The following is an 18,303-nucleotide window of genomic DNA, read 5'->3' as shown; positions in this document are numbered from 1 at the left end:
AACCGTACATGCGCCCCATGCGTCCAGAAACTCCCGTGCAGATTGGTTGAATTGTTGCACGGACTTTTAGAACTGCAAGGAAACGGCTTTGCGCTCACCCAGGGCGGTGTCCGCAAAGCCAAGAGAATTTGGATAAAGCTATGATACCCTGGCACCGTTGTTCGTGGTGACTGCTCAGGACCTGATTGGCCAGCATGGACGAGCCATACTGTGTGGCTGTTCACCGATGGTTGCCAATAGCACTTTATTGACGTAGTGCGTTTTCCCGATGCCGAGGGCAGCACTCACTATCCATCCTAAGTCACTGCCCACATTCCTTACTTGCATCCCGTCAGGTTGAAATGTTGAGCCCTTTATTAAACGATAGGTAAGATGCAATCGGAAAAGTTGTTCCAAGCGACGACGTGATTATGCCGCTACAAGAGCTTTAGTATAAAGTGGAAATAGGATAATCTAAAGGCTTACAGAACTACCGGCTGGTCGCACGGGTAATCATGCAATGATTTCCGATTCAGACTTCGTGATCACTCTTGTTCATGGCACGTTCGCACGTGGAGCGGCATGGACTAATCCGAACTCGCTCTTATGTTCTGCGCTATCCGCAAGAGCAGCATCCCGGCCTTTGCATTTCGTGCGTTTCGAGTGGTCTGGCCAGAATAGTCATTTGGAACGCCTGCAAGCTGGTCGCGAGCTTCGGTCGGCTATGCGGAACGTGATTGCCAAATACCCGTCTGCACGTCACATCGTAATTTCGCATAGCCATGGAGGGAACGTAGCTCTCTATGCACTAAGAGATCAGGCTATAGCGAGCAAGATAGGTGGCATCGTTTGCATGGGCACCCCCTTCATTGACGCTGCACCCCGCGAGATTCCAAGCTTTATTCTCGCTTTTGGTCTTATTCTTAGCATACTCAGGCTTCTAATAACCGCAGCGCCAATGTGTATTCTAATCACGGTACTATTGGGGTTTCTTTTCGGAGATTTTGCTGAGTTTCCTGTGATACTAATTCTGGCGCTTACTATTGCCATGTGGTGGGCCAGAATCCCAGGTTATCATTTGAAATGCAGGACACATTTCTTGAATACCGTCGTACATTACCAGCTATGTCGGTCCCGCGAGCTTCGGGCGTTCAAAACGCAACTGCCCATTCTTATCGCGAGAATAGCTGCCGATGAGGCTTCGGTATGGTTGCGACTTTTATATAAAATTTCTGGCATTCCATACACGTTTGGAGAAAGTCGATTCGCTTCAGGCGATGTATATGCGGTACTACCTGGATATTATACTGTTGAAGTTTTCTTCCGCTTGACGTTATTTGGGCTGTTCGCTGCTTCAATTATATTTGGAAGTACAGAATTTTTTGGATTCGAACTCGGCATGATATTTTTTTCTCCATTAGGTATCCTTTTATTTTCCAGTATTAACTTGATATATTTTGTGACAGGCGTGCTCTTTTCACTCTGGCTTATACTTGGAGGTGCCGTAACATGGCTGCTAAGCAGACTCAGGGCTGGCCGTTACGGATTCGGTGGGGAAGTTATCCTTGACGAGTGGCTTGTCGATATTAAGGTTTCGCCCATCCCCTTCCGTGCAGATGGCAAGATTAAAACTGTGTATGTCGATTTATCAAAATTAGGGTGGCAGCCACTATTCAACCTACGACATTCAATGATCTACAACGACCCCGGCGTCATTTCCGCAGTGTCTGATTTCGTGTTTAAGAACGCTGATGACTCGTCCTGACCGTCCCCTTGAATCATCGTCGCTGCGATCTCGCGATATCCATACTTCTCGAATCTGACCTGAACCTCGGATGCCGTGACCCGGCGCTCCTGGTCTTTGACCCGCTCATATTCTTCACGGCGCAATTCGATCTTATGCTGTTCGCGGATCGGGTCGGTTGTGAGCCAGCCGTACAGCCACCATGCCAACAGAGCGAATAATACAAACCCAGCATGGCGGAACAGGAGGCTCAGGAGCACTGCAATAACGCCTCCGATGACTCCAAACGTGATCCACATTCTGGGCTTGTCTCTCCTCAGCCGCTAATGCTTCTGGCCGATTTCAGGGGATTTATTGGAGCGGATTGAACGACAGATCGGTAATCCCTACTATGAGAAGATGACCGCCTGGGGTCTCGACCACAAAGGTCGGAAGCGGCTTGACCCGGACGTTGACCACAGTGCCTGCCGTCCCTGCGGGACACCCAGAAACTGATGACTTTAAGGTGACTGGCCGGTGTAGATGCCGTTGCGCAAAGGAATGGTCTCGGCGGATCGCTTCATTCCAAGAGAGCGAGAACCATTCGAGAATCTCATCTCCAGTAGTTAGTTCGGGCATCTGCACGGTCGCCCCCTGAGCAGCCTCGATGAGCATAGCTGCGAATACCGGGTCAACGTGGAGTCTGGATATACAGGCATTGCGACGGTCGTGCTTCCACGAAGGGCGGCGACGGGCTTCCTGGGCCATGGTATGTCAATACCTCGCAGCCGTTAGTCTATATAGACCTGCGACCCCAACATGGTGCTGCTCCCTGTCACCATATTTGCGATTACCGCAGCGATCTTGTTACCGCCCTGCGCAGATGGCTCGATTGGATTCGCATAGTCTCCCGGCTCATTGCAGATCAGGCGAAGGTCGATCAGCATCAGACCGCGCCGGAATGCCTCCCGCGTAATGACATCGTTGAAAATGGTGAGTGCCGTTGTATTGATCCGCTGTTGTATCTCGTCATCGGCACACCCGTCATAGATCGTACAGATCGCGACCGGGAGCTTCCGTGCCGTGATGGTGTCGAGCATTCGCCGGTAGTCCCTGGCGAACTGCTCTCTAATGGCAGAGAGTTTCACGAGGGCCACCGCAACGGATCGGACGTTCTCGAACAATACATGTGCTGCGCCCAAGGCATCATTGCCTCCGACGCTCACAACGATGTGGCTGGCATCAGTTGGAAGGGATCGAAGCTGGCGCTCGACATCGCGGGTAACGGCCCCATCCACGGCGCATAATGTGGCGCGCCAGTCTGGCGGTAGCTTCGCCCGGACTTGCTGGATCACGGCTGGGTGGCCTGGAACGTAGGCAGCATTATCCAGAACAGAATCGCCGAGAAGGACAACATGCTGCATAGGCGTTCGAGGACTCCGTTGGTGCGAGTGGTCATCACACGACCTCACTTAGGTCTGCCACCTCAATAATAAGCCCGAAGTTGGGATTCACAATGAAACTCACGGATCAACTTCGCTCGCACGCCTCCAGACATCAGTGCGGAATTCAGCGCTCCGTTCCCAGGTTGCCTCGCTAGTCGAATGCCGCAGCGTCACCTGAGCTTACTAACTCGGATGCACTCCATTGGTGACCCCAGAGACCAACCATGCAAGGAAACAGAGGATCGACAATCCGGACATGGACAACCCTATGGCTGTCCAACGGGAGACCCGCTTCTCCCAGACATGGGTCAGATGCTCGACCTCCTCCGTAAGCGGGGCTTTTAGCAGGGCTCGGAACCTGTTGCGGGCGTACCAGCCGCCTCCGAGCGGAAGAATCGCCAGCCATCCAAACACAATGGCCAGAAGCCCAAACAGGTCACGAAAACTGCCAACCGTCACATCGGCCCCCTAATCAATCGCGGCTCTCGATCAAACCTGATGCGAAAGGAATGTTGGAAGCCGGTCGATGCCGGTGCCTTGCGGGCGGTGCAGCTTGTGATGAGACCTGTTCATCATCCGCTCGATAAGGTGAGGGCACGGATTCGATCCGGCCCTACCATCTAGTGTGGCTCCACCGCCCGGAGGCTCATTCCATCTATCATTTCGGCTCGACGGGCTTCACACAGCTTGATTTTCCCTGCGATCTGCTCGCGTGTGCTCCTGCTCGATCCGTAAAAGACTATTCCGGCGAGTGTGGCGGCAATCCCAATCAGGAGGGCAACCGGGTCAGACCAGATCATTCCGAAAAGCGTCGCTCCGAACACCAGGAAACCGCCGACGATTGCTACCTTCGCAACGATCATGCTCTTTCGGCATCGCTCCGCCACATCAGACAGGGCGTCGATGTCAGCTTCGAGATCAGCAATCTGTTGATGGAGATCGGTCATTCGGTCGCGCCACAAATCAATGGGTTTTGAGCAACAATCTAACCTTGTTCCCGATCAGCGGGAATATAGGGGATCATACCCTTCTCAAAGGCAATCTCCTGAACCTCTCGCGGCATGTCACGAAGGTCCACCAGCAGACCATTCACCTCGGCCATCCAGATTAGCGGGTTCTGTTCCAGGAGGCTCGGTAACGACCATTTCGGGTTCAGCCGGTGGGCATCAAGCGCTCGCGAGATCACCTGCGCCTTGGCGCTCGCCGTACTTTGGCCAACCCCGAACCCGGCGCAGACATCCGCCATAGGCATATAGGGTTCGAACGACTTGTCCGAGAGAAAGTTGATCTGACCCAGCGTATAGATGATCCCACAGGCCCAGGTACGCGGCTGGCCAGAGGTAACTGGACTGGGGCGCTTCCGGCATAGTGCTGCCGCCATGTCCTGTGCCAGTTCAAGGTAGTCGTCATTCAGGCGGTCTCGGCAGAACGCGTTCGTCAGAGCGGTGATGGTGTCATAGGTCACCTGCATGGCTTTCGGCACAGACCTAGAGCGGGAGACTTTCGTCATGTCAGACCCTTGCACCTTTTTGCGTCACGCCTGCTGGCCTCGAACGTCGGACCAGCCCCATGGGTCATCTATCATGACACGGATAACCCAATCGTGCAGGATCGTTGCGCCGGGGCTACGAGCAGATAAACTCACCCACACAGAACCAGGGTGTTCGCGAACGGGGTCACTTCAGGATGAAAAGTTTTGACACCATCGTGATTGGCGTGGGCGGCATGGGCTCGGCGGCTCTATGGTATTTGACGCGCCGGGGTCAGAAGGTGCTCGGGATTGAACGGTTCGATCTCGGCCACAATATGGGCTCGTCCCATGGTCTGAACCGGATTATCCGCCTCGCGTATTTCGAGCACCCGAACTATGTGCCTCTTCTGCGGCGGGCCTATGAGCTTTGGCGCGAAACCGAGCAGCTTACCAGGGAGCAGCTTCTGTTCGTGACCGGTGGGATTGATGCGGGAGCGGAAGACAGCCGGATCGTCCAGGGTGCATTGGCGGCATGCCGAGAACATGGCCTCCCTCATGAGGTGCTGACGGCTCGTGAAACGACGCAGCGCTTTCCTGGCTATAAGCTTCCCGATCAGTATGCGGTCGTTTATCAGCCCGACGCGGGCTTTGTCGCATCGGAACGTGCCATCCTGGCCCACGCCTCCCTTGCCGTAGCGGCTGGGGCGGAAATCCACGGGCGTGAGAAGGTGCTTGCTATTGAGCCTTCCCAGGGGCGGGTAGTGATCGTCACCGATCAGGATCGCTACGAGGCAGGGCGGGTCGTGGTGTCAACGGGCGGGTGGATTTCCGATCTGATCCCCGCCCTGAAAACCAAAGCCGTGCCGGAACGCCAAGTGCTGGGCTGGTTCCTGCCGCAGAAACCGGACTTGTTCAGGCCAGATAATTTCCCGGTCTCGAACATCCTGAGTGAGGTGGGACACTTCTATCAATTCCCGACCTGGGGCATTCCCGGCTTCAAGATCGGTCTGTACCACCATTTCCAGGAGACCGGCCACGCCGACGAGCTTTCCCGCGAGCCAACGCCTGCCGATGAAGAGGCTCTTCGCAAGGGCATCCGGCACATGTTCCCTGACGCCGATGGCCCGACGCTGCGGCTTGCCGCCTGCCTGTTCACCAACACCCCGGACGAGCATTTTGTGATCGACACCCTTCCAGGTGCTCCAGAGGTCGTGGTTGCCTCGCCATGCTCGGGGCATGGCTTCAAGTTCGCCAGTGTGATCGGAGAAGTTCTGGCCGACCTCGCCACTAAGGGGACCAGCAAGCTTGATCTTTCGCTGTTTAACATCGACCGGTTTGAGCAACCTCAACCGCCCTGATTGGCACGACTACCAAGAGTCTCTGCCGTGTCAGCTTCCCACAGGTTGGTTTCAATATTCGATCAGAATCTCCAATCGGGCTGGATGTTCGGGAAGGGATTGAACTGCTCTCCCCAGGCCAGCGCCTCCTCCATCGAGTGCGGGCGGTGCGGGCTCGTCTCGGTATAAGCCCACCATTCGTCATCCAGGGCGCGGGTGGTTTGAGCATCTTGGCAGAGAACTTCGATCTGGTGAACGGGAATCATCGGCACCTTCTCGGTAGAGATGATCTGGACCGGACCGTACTTGGCGCAGACCGCTTTCATGTCGGCCCATTCGTCACTGTAGACGGTGAGGCTGGCAATGCAGTCCGGTTTGTCGCGTCTGGCAGAATGGCCGGTGAGTTCGTGGAAGCGCACAGGAGGCCTCGGGTTTGATGTTTCGAGGTATTTATCCAACCCGTCTCAGCAATTTCTAAGGATTCCAAGCCACGACTAGCGGTCCGTGAAGTCACAAACTATCGTCCTGGGAAACATTGCGCAGGCTGTCCTCAGTCGATGTCCATCTACTAGATGCGTGTTCTATGCGCGACGCGTTTTGCAGTGCCCTACGGCTTTCCAAAAACATTGGAATTGTGTCGATCCATGGCCTCGCTGCAACATTAGATCATGATTCCATTTTTCACGGCAGCCCTTAGCGGGCGATGTGCTCTCATTGCCGCGATTCTTGCGGATGCGGCACCTCCAGTAGGAAAATAGGTGATTGACCGCCGCCCTTCACGAACCATAGCCTTGGCCTTTCCCATTCGAGGAAAGTTTCGCGGTGAACAAGCACACCAGTGTGCAGCAGGCGATTGCGCGCCCAGCCTCAAAGGCCGGTGCCGCGCCGACGCTTGATGCGCATGTGACTGCCGTCGCCCAGAAAGCCTCGGAATTTGCCGCCACGCTCCAGAATCGAGACTTCAGTCGTCTCGCGTACTTGGCGGGCCTCTGGCATGACCTTGGCAAGTATCATCCTGAATGGCAGGCGTATATCCAATCCCTCGCTGGGCTCTCGCGGGACGAGCGAAAGAAGGTGCGCAGCGTCCAGCACTCCATTGTCGGAGCCATCCACGCCAACGAGCAATTCAAGGCCGCTTACCGGCAAAACCGAATCGACCACCGAGGCGCAGTAGCATTGGCGTACGTGATCGCTGGGCACCACAGCGGTCTTGCCAATTTCAGCGAGCATGCGGACAGTCCTACAGTCAAAAGTACGCTTCAGGCGCGCATGACTGATCCGGGTCAGGTACAGCGCCATCCGGAGGCCGTGTCGCGGACTCCCATCAGCATCGCGACTCTCCATGATAATTTCCCGATTCTTCCAGAGAATCTGGGTGACCCTCAGCTTTCGATCCGCATGCTGTTCTCGTGCCTTATTGATGCGGATCGACTGGTTTCCGAGAGAGAGACCGATCCGGCGACAGCGCCCCTTCGTTCGCAATATGAACCGCTCGAAAACCTGCGGGCTCATCTTCTGAGGTTCCGGAAAAAGCTGACCGGCAGAAAGCGCCGACCGAGGACGCCGCTACAGGCCATCCTCTATCAGGAGCGCGAAAACCTCTGGCAGGACTCCATCGCGAAGTCCGCACTTCCACCAGGAGTTTTTACTCTCACAGGTGGCACGGGGCTCGGCAAGACTATATCGGGCTCAGGCTTCATGATCGAGCACGCGATCCGGCACGGGAAGCGTCGGATCATCTACGTCGCGCCGTTCATTTCGATCACCGACCAGATTGCCAGGGTTCTGCGCGTTGCGTTCGGAGCCAGGAATGTTCTCGAACATCACAGCAGCGTGCGTGATCCGAGAGACACCGAAGAGGCTCAGGAAATCGCTGCCGCCGCAGCCCTGGCACGCGAGAACTGGGACGCGCCGGTCATCGTCACCACATACGTCCAGCTTTTTGAAAGCCTGTTTGCAGCCCGTCCGACCCGCTGTCGAAAACTTCATAACATCGCCAATTCGGTGATCTTCATCGACGAGGCCCAGGCGATGCCGGTCGAACTACTCAGACCGCTCGTGGCCGTGTTGAACGAACTGGTGGCGAACTACGGCGTCACCATCGTTCTCTCCACGGCAACACAGCCGAGTCTCAAACCAAAACCCTGGGAAGGCTTCGTCGGCATCACGGGCAGCACCGAGATCGCTCGCAATCCCACCAGCGTTATTCAGAGAACCAAACGAGCAACCACGACCATCTATCCGCTCGGGCGGGGACAGGGCCTGGAATGGGGCGAAGTCGCCACGGAGTTGCAGAAGCGGAAGACTGCCCTCTGCATCGTCAACACGAAGGGCGGAGCCGCCGATCTTTTCGCCAAGCTGCCGCGTGGCCAATGTTCCAAGCGCACGGCGTTTCATCTGTCGTCCTACATGTGCGTCCGCCATCGCGCCGACGTGTTGAAGAACGTACAACGCAAGCTCGCAAACAAGCGGCGCAAAAGCCCGCTCTGGCTGATCAGTACACCCCTGATCGAAGCAGGGGTCGATATCGACTTTCCTTGCGTATTCCGCGCTGTCGGACCGCTCGATTCGATGGTTCAAGCAGCAGGCCGCTGCAATCGGGAGGCTGCCCTTCCGGGGCTCGGGGACTTCGTGGTCTTCCCCTCGTGTGAACCCTGGGTCCCAGAGCTGATCGCGGACAGGGGGATTGGCGGTCAGTTCTTGGCCACGACGCCGAACCCCGACGATCTCTATCTTCCCTCAACATTCGAGGCATATTTCGACCGGCTTTACGCGGATAAGTATCTGGATCGCAACAAAATCACGCCAATGATCATGAAGTTCCCGCCGAACTTCCGCGACATCGAACGGGCATTCCGGCTCATTCCAGATGATCAGATCACCGTCATTGTACCGTACGGCCAGGAAGGCATGGATGCGATCAACGCGTTCAAGGCGGCGGAGGCGGGTCAGCCGGTTCCCGGACTTTTCGAGATGATCCAGGGGCTGACGATTTCCATCTTCCGCAAGAAGGCGGAGCCCCTGATCGCAGCAGGTATCCTCGGCCATCTCCCGAAGTTCGATGTCTACTACTTGGCCGATCCGTCCCGATACGACCCTGACCTGGGCTTCGACGATACTGCACCCTCCGAGGACGACCGGTCTCAAACCAGTAAGGAGAACACTCCATGAATTACGCATGGACCCATGTCAGTGAGCCCAGCGACCAGGAACTCTCTGAATTTCAGCACGGGCTGCCCAGGAACGTGTTTCGGGTTCGCATGGCGGGACGGTACGCCTGCTTCACTCGACCTGAATACAAGGCCGAACGGCGTTCCTACGACACGATCACACCATCCGCTGCGGTGGGATTCCTGGAAAGCGTTTTCTGGCATCCGGGCGTCGTCTACGAGGTTCGGCGCATCTATGTCGAGAAGCCGGTCCGGTTCATGAGCCTGACCATGAACGAGGTCGAGCGGCCATCCGGTATGATGTCTCAGGACCCCGTCTCGGGACGCATCCAGCGGACCACGACCCTTCTTCGTGACGTATCCTACGTCCTTGAGGTCAAAGTCACGGGCGAGGACAACAACAAGGTCTTCAACATGATAACGCGCCGCCTCGCCAACGGCCAGAACCGGCATACCCCCTACCTGGGCTGCCGAGAGTATGTCGGGAAATACGGGATGGTGTCACCGCGCGAGGAGATCAAAACGATCAGCGAGACACGCGACCTCGGGCAGATGTTTCATTACCGCAAATGGTCGGACAAGACCCATCCCGGCACCCGCCGCAGCACTCATATTGAAAAACTCTGTTTCTTCCATGCTGTCATGAAGAATGGCGTCATCGAGGTTCCGGAGCTTCCCCGATGAGACTGACAGCGCTGATGGGGGTCCAGTCGAAGTTGATCGCCGATGACAAGCTGCACCCAGTGGACGATTACGAGGAGCGCCGTTTTGCATTCTTCATCAACCTGAAGACATCAGGGCAGGTCGTGAGCATCACGGATTGGCGGACCGAGCCGAAGTCGCCGAACGCGGGTGGTCGCATGTATCGGGCTCCCATCACCGACCGGACGAGCGGCACCGAGGCAAACCTCCTCTACGACAACCGGGAGTACTTGTTCGGCATCCCTGCCGAGATCGACGAGAAGGGCAAATCCGGCGAGAAGCTCGACAAGGAGAGAGCGAAGAAGGCGGCCCGCTGCCTTGAGCGCTTGGAAAACTTCAAGTCGAAGGTTGCCCTGATACGGGAGAAAACTCGGGAAGACGGGCGCACCTTCCCGGAGGTTGAGGCTGTATGGAATTTCTATACCGCCAAGGACGGCAGTTTCTTTGCAGAATTCCTTGCCTCAGAGGATTTCGCAGAGGTGATCATGAAGGTTCCGCCGTCTGTGTGGATCGCGTTCCGCCTCGACGGGACAGACTATCCGGCATTCAATACACCCGACCTGGAACCATACTTGGTGCCGTCGAGCCTGGGGCAGCCAGAAACGATTGGCCAATGCTGCATAACCGGCGAGACTGGGCTGCTTGGAGACAACCACACGATGATCCGTGGTGTCGTGGGAGCGAACGACACCGGAGCCGTGCTGGTATCCTTCAACAAGAAATCCTTCAATTCGTTCGGGCTTCGTGACGTTGAAAATGCGCCAATGCTTCGGCGAGTGACTCGCGGCTACGGGCGCGGGCTCAACTATCTCCTGAAGGATCAGGATCATCATATCCGGATCGGCAACGGAAAGCATCCGGGCGACGGCAGCATCGTGATCTGGGGAGACGACAACCTGTTCACCACGATCCCGGCCACAGTCGTAGGTATTCCGCCTGACCTTGATGCTGACATCGCCGAGCAGGGCATTTTTGCAATTACAGACCGCGAGGAGAGCGTCAGGAACTACAGATACCTGCGCGACCGCACAACGGTTCATGGCGAGCAGCCGCGCGCCGTCCAGGGAAACATCTACGCCGTGACTTTCCGGGCCAATTCCGCGCGTCTGGCGATTACCGACTGGTACGAGAACTCAGCCTCCACAACGTACCAGAACGTCGTGCGCTGGTTTGACCAGATGGACATGGTTCTCCCGAACCCACCCAGGCAGTGGAAGACCCCTATGAGTCGCTACGTGTCGATCCTGGACTTTCTGGAACCGATGAAAGCCCTGACAAGCGAGGACAAAGCTCGCCTGAAGGTCTCGCTGTTCCGGTCGGCGCTGACGGGCGAGCCCATTGATCCGGAAGTACTGGCTGGTGTTCTCCGGGCCTTCAAAGCCTCAATCCAGGACGTGCGCGGCAGCTTCCTCCTGGACCTGTATCAGTTCCGTCTTGCCGCCCTTGCGAAACTCATTCTCACGCGAACCCAAGGAGTACAACCTGTGTCTGTCGATCCCAACAACAGACGCCTCGCCTACAATCTCGGGCGGCTGTTCGCTCTGTTCGAGCGAGCCCAGGCCCTCGCAGTTTCCGAAATCGGCACGACAATTCTCAGTCGGCTGTCAGGAGCCATGGAGAGTCCTGCTGCCGAGTTCCCCAGCCTTGTGAAGCTCAACTCGAAACACCTTCCGCAGATTGATACAGGACTGCGCATCTGGCTGGAACGCCTCATCGGCGAAGTGTTTTCGAATCTCGGCGAGAACGCCAACCCGTATCCCTTCCCGCAGGTGCTGACCGACGAAGAACAGGGCGAATTCGCCATGGGCTACTGGCAGCAGAAGCGAGCATTGTTCACCAAATCCGCCACTGACGAGACCAACCCAGAGGAGACCGTCCATGAAGCAGCCTAAGTCAGAAGTTACCACCGAACCTTCTGCGTCCCCGATCAAAAAGACTGACTTCGTTTTGATATTCGACGTGCGGAACGGCAATCCGAACGGCGATCCCGACCGAGCCAATGCTCCCCGCACGGATCGGCATACGGGTCATGGACTCGTGACGCCGGTCTGCCTCAAGCGCAAGATCAGGAACTACGTTTCCCGTCGTATGGAAGGCGTGGACGGCTATCAAATTTACATCGAAAAGGATGCTGTCCTGGGCGAGCGCAAAGCTGCTGTGGTCAAGGAGCATCCGAAGGACCCAGCGAAGGAAATGTGTCGCCGCTACTATGATGTGCGGCTGTGCGGTGGTCTTCTGAGCGCCAATAAAAACAGTGACTCGAAAGCTGACAGCATTACTGGCCCACTCCAGATCACCTTCGCGGAAAGTATCGACAAGGTAACGCCTGACGATCACACGATCACGCGCTGTGCCGCCGAGAATGCCCGCGAGGGTAAGGATAACAAGACCATGGGGGTTCATCATACGATACCGTACGGCCTTTATGTCGCCTACGGGTTCATCGACCCTGTGCGTGCGGCCCAGACGGGTCTCAGCCTGGACGACCTCGAACTCCTCAAAGAGGCATGTGAGAACCTGTTCGAGAATGACCGCTCGACGCAGCGCGGCACGATGGCCATGCGGGCGATCTATGCGTTCGAACACGAGAGTCCGAATGGTACGCGTCGGGCCAACGGCGTCGAACTGCTCGAAAGTATCCAGATTCGCCGCCGTGAAGGTGTTGTTCACCCGCGCTCATTCAGCGACTACGAGGTGACCGTCCCCACACAGGATGATCTGCCGAAGGGCGTCACACTCCAAGTCTGGAAAGAGCCATTCGTCCTGGGCCGCGCGGACGAGGCGGCGTGATCACCTGTTGCGCGAACCAGGAGCAGGATGTTAGTCCTTCGACGGTTCGCGCAGAGCTTAAGCTCTTTGATAAGTTGCGGTTTTTTGATTGCGCTCATTGGTGCGTAGCGCTTCTTTGCCGAGTCAAAGAAGGTTCGCGCAAATAACCTCGAATTCACCAGCGAGTCAGCAGGTTGGAAAAGAGGCAGTCGCACCCCGCTCGGGTGCGTGGATTGAAACATCGTCGCGCAAACGGCCAGCGGCGGCAATTACTGGAATGTCGCACCCCGCTCGGGTGCGTGGATTGAAACACTGTCGCCTGGAGGCAAGAGACCCAGCGCGCGGCGTCGCACCCCGCTCGGGTGCGTGGATTGAAACTTAATGATCTGTGCAGATGTAACGACGGCATTTGCCAGTCGCACCCCGCTCGGGTGCGTGGATTGAAACTCTGGCGGGTGCTGAGCCATGCGCTCATCCATAGCGTCGCACCCCGCTCGGGTGCGTGGATTGAAACTCTAGTTGCCGGATTAGCTTCTCGGCGGCCTTCAAGTCGCACCCCGTTCGGGTGCGTGGATTGAAACGGGCGCTGCCCCGTAAACCCTCGGTGCCGCGTAAAGGTCGCATCCCGTTCGGGTGTGTGGATTGAAACGTCTACGGCGATCAGTTTGTGAACTTCGCCCTGACGGTCGCACCCCGTACGGTGCGTGGATTGAAACCATGATCCTGTTGATGTGTCGTCGCTGGAGTTCCAGGTCGCACCCTGTACGGGTGCGCGGATTGAAACGACCAAGCGGTCATCGACGGGGAAGTTGCGTTGAAGTCGCACCCTGTACGGGTGCGCGGATTGAAACGGGAAGCCCGTATGATAGGTCCACAGGATGAACGGGTCGCACCTAGTACGGGTGCGTGGATTGAAAGCAGACCTTCGTGCGCGACACACTCGATCACGGCTTAAGGTCGCTCCCTGGACAGGAGCGTGGATTGAAGCGTGGACACGGCGCAGAAGTGCATCCGGGTGATCGACAGTCGCATCCAGTAGCGGTGCGTGGATTGAAACAAAGAACCGGGCTTCATTTTCGGTGTGACCGTGGCGTCGCACTCCGTACGGGTGCGTGGATTGAAACTATCGCCGCCAGACAGTGCGGTTCCAGACCGAGTAGTTGCACCCAGTACGGGTGCGTGGATTGAAACTCCAAGAGGTCTTCATAAGCCGCGATCAGCAGGCGTCGCACCAAGTACGGGTGCGTGGATTGAAACCAATCGTCAGCGGAGAGCTTCACCCCTTGCCACGTGTCGCACCCTCTACGGGTACGCGGATTGAAACATGTAAACGTCGCCTTTTTTGCCGATCCCATCAAAGGCCGCACCCAGTGTGGGTGCGTGGATTGAAACCCTGAGCAGATCGAACGGATCGCTGAATGGGAGTGTCGCACCCTCTACGGGTGCGTAAATTGAAACACTAATTACCGTCAAATCGAAATGGATGTCGCTCAAGTCACACCTTGTACGTGTGCGTGGATTGAAACATCCCTTGGTTTCTCCAGAAGTAATACCGTGTACCGGTCGCACCCCGTCCGCGTGCGTGGATTGAAACGTCATCATGGACGAAGCCTCTGGTATCTCCGAGTTCGCACCCTGTATGGCGGGTGCGTGGATTGAAACACCAGCCCAGCGAGTGCATCAGCAGGGCCGCATGGTCGCACCCTTCACGGGCGCGGATTGAGACATTAATGGCGCGGCCTCCGTGACGGACATTCGCGAGTCGCACTCTATACTGGTGCGCGGGTTGAAACCCGGACGGCAAACCGCCCTTCGTCGTTGTCACCTGTCGCACCTTCTGTGGGTGCGTGGATTGAAACTGAATAGCTGTGCGACCAATGCCGAGCCGGGGAGCGTCGCACCTTGTATGGGTGTGCGGATTGAAACTTCTGAATGGTTCCGATGTCCTCGACCACCACACTGTCGCACCCCGTACGGGTGCGTGGATTGAAACCAGAGAGCGCGGATCGGCTTCTTGTCGCCCTTGCGTCGCACCTTCGCGGGTGCGTGGATTGAAACATAATTGGGGTCGGCATCTTGTACGTGACACCCTTGTCGCGCCCTTGCGGACGCGTGGATTGAAACTGGAGCGAGTCGGACAACACGGACTACGGCAACCATCGTGTCCTCTCGGGTGAGTGGATTGAGCCGTGGCCAAGGGCCTGTAGGTGTTCAAGGTCCTCGGGAGCACCCGTACGAAGTGCGTGGATTGAAATAAGGCTGTGAGCCAGACCGCGATCCTGATGCACGGTCGCACCCTGTACGGGCGCGTGGATTGAAACAGAATGCCGCCCTTAGTGTACTCGGCAAAGTACCAGTCGCACCCTGTACAGGTGCGTGGATTGAAACTACTTGTGTACGACGATGCACACGAAGCCGTTCGGTCGCACCCTGTACGGGTGCGTGGATTGAAACACCGTAGACGGGGCAAGGCCCATGGCCTTCTCCATGGCGCACCCCTATACGGGTGCGTGGATTGAAACTTCGTTGAGTACCTGACCCAGAACCGCTACTCCGAGTTGCACCCTGTACGGGTGCGTGGATTGAAACGACAACAAGGCGGAAACCCTTCGGGCTATCGTCAAGTCGCACCCTGTACGGGTGCGTGGATTGAAATCCTCGGATGGGGACTGGACGATCCATCCCGGAGCCCTGGCGGAAGAATCCGCCAGGGCTCATCATCGTGAATGCCGACTGCGGAGCGTGATGGCCAAGTCAAAACGATCTTGATCTATGGTCGAGGACACAGTCATGCTTCGGGAGAATGCTCCGCTCCCGCTCGAACGAATATTGTCGAAGATGCTTACGGATGCACTTTGCTCCACGCCGTCACCCAGGTGATGTCCAGATCGCCTGCATCTGGATGGATGTCGCGCGACGACTGTCACCAGGGCTCAACGTGCTGCGTGGCTGGCTCTGTCACAGTCCATTAAGTCTTGGCTTTGCGGACACCGCCCTGGGTGAGCGCAAAGCCGTTTCCTTGCAGTTCTAAAAGTCCGTGCAACAATTCAACCAATCTGCACGGGAGTTTCTGGACGCATGGGGCGCATGTACGGTTATTCGAGGTGTTCAACATCGAGCCAAGACTGGGCGATCCAGGTCGAGGCGCTTTCCCAGGCCGGGGTCGATGACCGAGACATCTTCCGGGAGAAAGCATCCGGCGTGAAGCGGGATCGAACGGAACTCCGCCGCGTGCTCGACCTGCTGCGGGAGGACACGACCCTGTACGTGTTCGCCCTCGACCGACTAGCTCGGTCCCAGCTTCACCTCTTGCAGATCGTCGAGGAGATCGAGGCCAAGGGCGCGAAGCTCGTGAGCCTGCGCGAGAACATCGACACCAGCACGCCGATGGGCCGGTTCTTCCTGGGCGTCCTGGGAAGCCTCGCGGCCATGGAGCGCGAACTCATCCTCAGCAGAACCAAGGCCGGGATCGAACTTGCTCGCCAACGGCAGGTGCGTTTCGGCAGACCGACGAAGCTGACTCAGGCGACGATCCGGCAGGTGCTGCTCGCGCATGACGATCCGGCTACCAGAGTGCCCGAGACCTGCCGCGTCCTGGGTATCAGCAGATCGAGCTACTACTCGGCGCTGCGCGCGGGGCGGCAGCAGGCCCACGAGTTGGTGATCGAAGCCGCATGACCTGCTGATCCTGGAGTTGGTGAGGAGGTGGAAGGTGTCAGGATTAATCAGGTCGGTGAGGGGAGCGAGGCGAAGCCGAGACCCATGGGACCTGTAGACCTGTAGGAGATGAAGGACTGGATGCAGACCTCCATCTCTTCCTGATCTCAATCCATTTCTTCTTTCTAATTTAGTTTTGGCATACAGGAGATACAGGACCTACAAATCCCTTGTCTCACAAGGCATTGAGCCCTGTATCCTGCTGTATGTCCTGCTAGGGGCGTCCCCCGCTCACACGGCGGATGGACCGCAATAGCGATATGCAACCCCGCTCTCGATGCGAGTCTTGTCGAAGGGCATGCTCTCGGGATGGTTCTTGGCAATGCGCCCCATCTCGTAGTCCCATTCCGTCTTCGTGGTCTTCACCGAACCAGGATAAGCGCGCTCCTCGTACGCCCGGAACGAATCATAGAGGTCTATCGCCGCGATCTTCTGGGTCTTGCGATTGACGCGCTGACCATAGGTCTCGTCGTCATCCGGATCGAACGCCCGCAGCCACGCCTCGATACGCCCTGGGTCGCGGGTCGCTTCCTGCTTCTCCTTCAATAAGTGGGCGAACGGCTTGATCGGGTCTTCGGCCTCGATATCAACCGAACTCCACAGATCAGCCCAGTCGATGCTGTTCATCGTGTCCCAGCATGGCTTGTTGAGGAAGCGCAGGCCAATAAAGCGGCGGATTCCCGTAGGGTCCTTGATCAACTGCTCCAGTTCCTTGTTGCTGCACCCGATGAAGGTCGCATTCTGCGCAATCTGGACCTTGGTGGTGGTATAGAGCGGACGCCGCGTCAGGGTCTTGGCCGTGATTGCCTTCTTGATGTCGTCAATGTCCGACTTCGAGGCATACCCCATCTCATCCAGGAACAGGATGTATGAGCGCCAGATGTCGATGTTGCGAGCGTCCTCGATCATCTTGAAGTCTACATCAAGCTTCAACTCCTTAAGAGGGCTCGTCATCTGCTCGACGAAGGTCGTCTTACCGATCCCCTGCGGACCCAGGATGACCACCATGAGGTGATCCTTCACCTCCTTGCCACGCAACTTCGTCTTCACCTGATGGATGAACTTCTTGAGGATGGCGACGATGAACTCGGGTGGCGTATCGCTCGTGTCGAAGACCCTTGAAGCGAGGTCCAGCCACACCTTGTCGATCTCGTCACGCCTGCTTGGGCTTAGGTATTCTATGCTGGAGAAGAGTTCGAAGCGACGTACACGCCTCGCCGCTTCATACCAGTACTGTACGGCATCGTTGATGCTCTCCGACCTGAAGTTGAGTTTGAGCTTCTCGCTCAAGACGCGAAGTTCCAGGCCGAGTTCCTGCATGTCCATCTCAGGAGGGAACATGAAGGCGCAGTAGGTCGCCGTGATGCTGTTCCCTTCGAGTAGATCGGGGGAGAAGTAGTCCTTCTGACCGGTCTTCTCGTCGAGCAGGAATGGCGTAGTCGCACGATGAAGCGTGCCATCGTAGCGACAGGTGATCTTCTCACGAGCAACGTACGCCTTCACGAAGTCGGTTGCGTTGTTGGGCAAAAAGCCAAGCTCGGCCTTCACTTTGACTGCCTGGAGAGCCTTCTCGAAGTCTGCCTTTGAGAGATGCGGCAGGAACTTCCTGACCCAGTCACGAAGCCGGTGATTGTTCATGGATGGGTCCACAACGATGCTGATGGCTTCTGCGGTGATGATCTCGCCACTCGCCATGCGCTTTGCCCAGTCAGCAATGCACTCCTGGATGAAGTTGTCGTACTCCTCCTGGGGCGTGAGGGCTTGAGGGGGTAAATGAATAAGGTCGGTCAAAAAATTAATTCCAATAGATGAAGCCCTAAAACAGGGCGGCTCTTGAAGAGCTTCATCATGAAGACCGATCCGGGTGCCTTCTGTCAAAATTAAAACGCACCCATTCAAAAAACCGGCCAGTAACCAGCCGCAGAATAATTTTGACTTTCTGAGAATCGGGCAATTACGGTGACATCAATGGGTCACGGCCCAGACCAAA

At 56.8% G+C, this 18,303-nt stretch carries 13 protein-coding genes and 1 CRISPR repeat array; of the genes, 7 read left to right on the top strand and 6 right to left on the bottom strand.

Features of this window, described 5'->3' with window-relative positions:
• Positions 1-499: 499 nt before the first annotated feature.
• Positions 500-1,744 carry an esterase/lipase family protein gene (locus ACS5Q1_RS23375; protein WP_473100411.1) on the top strand — a complete coding sequence of 415 codons (1,245 nt, stop codon included), beginning with the start codon at positions 500-502 and terminating at the stop codon, positions 1,742-1,744.
• Here ACS5Q1_RS23375 and ACS5Q1_RS23370 read toward each other — a convergent pair.
• The 4 genes from ACS5Q1_RS23370 to ACS5Q1_RS23355 all read right to left on the bottom strand — a co-directional run bounded on the left by ACS5Q1_RS23370 (position 1,675) and on the right by ACS5Q1_RS23355 (position 4,657).
• Positions 1,675-2,022, bottom strand: coding sequence for a hypothetical protein (locus ACS5Q1_RS23370; RefSeq protein ID WP_473100410.1), 348 nt, complete (start codon positions 2,020-2,022; stop codon positions 1,675-1,677). The two genes, ACS5Q1_RS23375 and ACS5Q1_RS23370, sit on opposite strands and share 70 nt — an antisense overlap.
• Positions 2,023-2,493: 471 nt before the next feature.
• Complete coding sequence (locus ACS5Q1_RS23365; RefSeq protein WP_473100409.1) at positions 2,494-3,126, bottom strand: SGNH/GDSL hydrolase family protein; 633 nt, start codon at positions 3,124-3,126, stop codon at positions 2,494-2,496.
• A gap of 641 nt (positions 3,127-3,767) precedes the next feature.
• Entirely contained in the window at positions 3,768-4,094 is a 327-nt protein-coding gene (locus ACS5Q1_RS23360; protein WP_473100408.1) for a hypothetical protein, read from the bottom strand.
• Between the two features lie 38 nt (positions 4,095-4,132).
• The gene (locus ACS5Q1_RS23355) at positions 4,133-4,657 is read right to left on the bottom strand and encodes a DUF6398 domain-containing protein (RefSeq protein WP_203440611.1); all 525 of its coding nucleotides are present in this window, start codon (positions 4,655-4,657) and stop codon (positions 4,133-4,135) included.
• Positions 4,658-4,833: 176 nt separating this feature from the next.
• On the opposite strand from ACS5Q1_RS23355, the gene solA reads away from it, so the two are divergent.
• Entirely contained in the window at positions 4,834-5,976 is a 1,143-nt protein-coding gene (gene solA, locus ACS5Q1_RS23350) for an N-methyl-L-tryptophan oxidase (protein WP_473100407.1), read from the top strand.
• A gap of 62 nt (positions 5,977-6,038) precedes the next feature.
• On the opposite strand, the gene ACS5Q1_RS23345 is transcribed toward solA, so the two are convergent.
• Positions 6,039-6,374: a hypothetical protein gene (locus tag ACS5Q1_RS23345; protein WP_473100406.1), complete on the bottom strand. Its 336-nt coding sequence runs from the start codon at positions 6,372-6,374 to the stop codon at positions 6,039-6,041.
• A gap of 403 nt (positions 6,375-6,777) precedes the next feature.
• On the opposite strand from ACS5Q1_RS23345, the gene ACS5Q1_RS23340 reads away from it, so the two are divergent.
• The 5 genes from ACS5Q1_RS23340 (at position 6,778) to ACS5Q1_RS23320 (ending at position 16,274) form a co-directional block, all read left to right on the top strand.
• Positions 6,778-9,126: a CRISPR-associated endonuclease Cas3'' gene (locus ACS5Q1_RS23340; protein ID WP_473100405.1), complete on the top strand. Its 2,349-nt coding sequence runs from the start codon at positions 6,778-6,780 to the stop codon at positions 9,124-9,126.
• A complete protein-coding gene (gene cas5c, locus ACS5Q1_RS23335) occupies positions 9,123-9,809 on the top strand; it encodes a type I-C CRISPR-associated protein Cas5c (RefSeq protein ID WP_473100404.1) in 687 nt (228 codons plus the stop codon). Before ACS5Q1_RS23340 ends, cas5c begins: the two co-directional genes overlap by 4 nt.
• Entirely contained in the window at positions 9,806-11,719 is a 1,914-nt protein-coding gene (gene cas8c, locus ACS5Q1_RS23330; RefSeq protein WP_473100403.1) for a type I-C CRISPR-associated protein Cas8c/Csd1, read from the top strand. The genes cas5c and cas8c overlap by 4 nt, the downstream gene beginning before the upstream one ends.
• Positions 11,706-12,617, top strand: a complete 912-nt coding sequence (gene cas7c, locus ACS5Q1_RS23325) for a type I-C CRISPR-associated protein Cas7/Csd2 (RefSeq protein ID WP_473100401.1) — start codon at positions 11,706-11,708, stop codon at positions 12,615-12,617. Before cas8c ends, cas7c begins: the two co-directional genes overlap by 14 nt.
• A gap of 187 nt (positions 12,618-12,804) precedes the next feature.
• Positions 12,805-13,246: a CRISPR direct-repeat array (repeat unit 33 nt; unit sequence GTCGCACCCCGCTCGGGTGCGTGGATTGAAACT).
• Between the two features lie 2,428 nt (positions 13,247-15,674).
• Entirely contained in the window at positions 15,675-16,274 is a 600-nt protein-coding gene (locus ACS5Q1_RS23320) for a recombinase family protein (RefSeq protein ID WP_473100400.1), read from the top strand.
• A gap of 270 nt (positions 16,275-16,544) precedes the next feature.
• Here ACS5Q1_RS23320 and ACS5Q1_RS23315 read toward each other — a convergent pair whose 3' ends face one another.
• Positions 16,545-18,104 carry a VapE domain-containing protein gene (locus ACS5Q1_RS23315; protein ID WP_473100399.1) on the bottom strand — a complete coding sequence of 520 codons (1,560 nt, stop codon included), beginning with the start codon at positions 18,102-18,104 and terminating at the stop codon, positions 16,545-16,547.
• Positions 18,105-18,303: the final 199 nt, after the last annotated feature.

It is taken from the genome of Microvirga sp. GN3 (assembly GCF_055792825.1).
This window is presented reverse-complemented; position numbering and strand designations above follow the sequence as displayed.

Excerpts from the sequence above, each read along its gene's own strand:
- solA (WP_473100407.1), top strand. The coding sequence starts at position 4,834 with ATGAAAAGTTTTGACACCATCGTGATTGGCGTGGGCGGCATGGGCTCG.
- ACS5Q1_RS23365 (WP_473100409.1), bottom strand. The coding sequence starts at position 3,126 with ATGCAGCATGTTGTCCTTCTCGGCGATTCTGTTCTGGATAATGCTGCC.
- cas5c (WP_473100404.1), top strand. The coding sequence starts at position 9,123 with ATGAATTACGCATGGACCCATGTCAGTGAGCCCAGCGACCAGGAACTC.
- ACS5Q1_RS23370 (WP_473100410.1), bottom strand. The coding sequence starts at position 2,022 with ATGTGGATCACGTTTGGAGTCATCGGAGGCGTTATTGCAGTGCTCCTG.
- ACS5Q1_RS23320 (WP_473100400.1), top strand. The coding sequence starts at position 15,675 with ATGGGGCGCATGTACGGTTATTCGAGGTGTTCAACATCGAGCCAAGAC.
- cas8c (WP_473100403.1), top strand. The coding sequence starts at position 9,806 with ATGAGACTGACAGCGCTGATGGGGGTCCAGTCGAAGTTGATCGCCGAT.
- cas7c (WP_473100401.1), top strand. The coding sequence starts at position 11,706 with ATGAAGCAGCCTAAGTCAGAAGTTACCACCGAACCTTCTGCGTCCCCG.
- ACS5Q1_RS23355 (WP_203440611.1), bottom strand. The coding sequence starts at position 4,657 with ATGACGAAAGTCTCCCGCTCTAGGTCTGTGCCGAAAGCCATGCAGGTG.
- ACS5Q1_RS23360 (WP_473100408.1), bottom strand. The coding sequence starts at position 4,094 with ATGACCGATCTCCATCAACAGATTGCTGATCTCGAAGCTGACATCGAC.
- ACS5Q1_RS23375 (WP_473100411.1), top strand. The coding sequence starts at position 500 with ATGATTTCCGATTCAGACTTCGTGATCACTCTTGTTCATGGCACGTTC.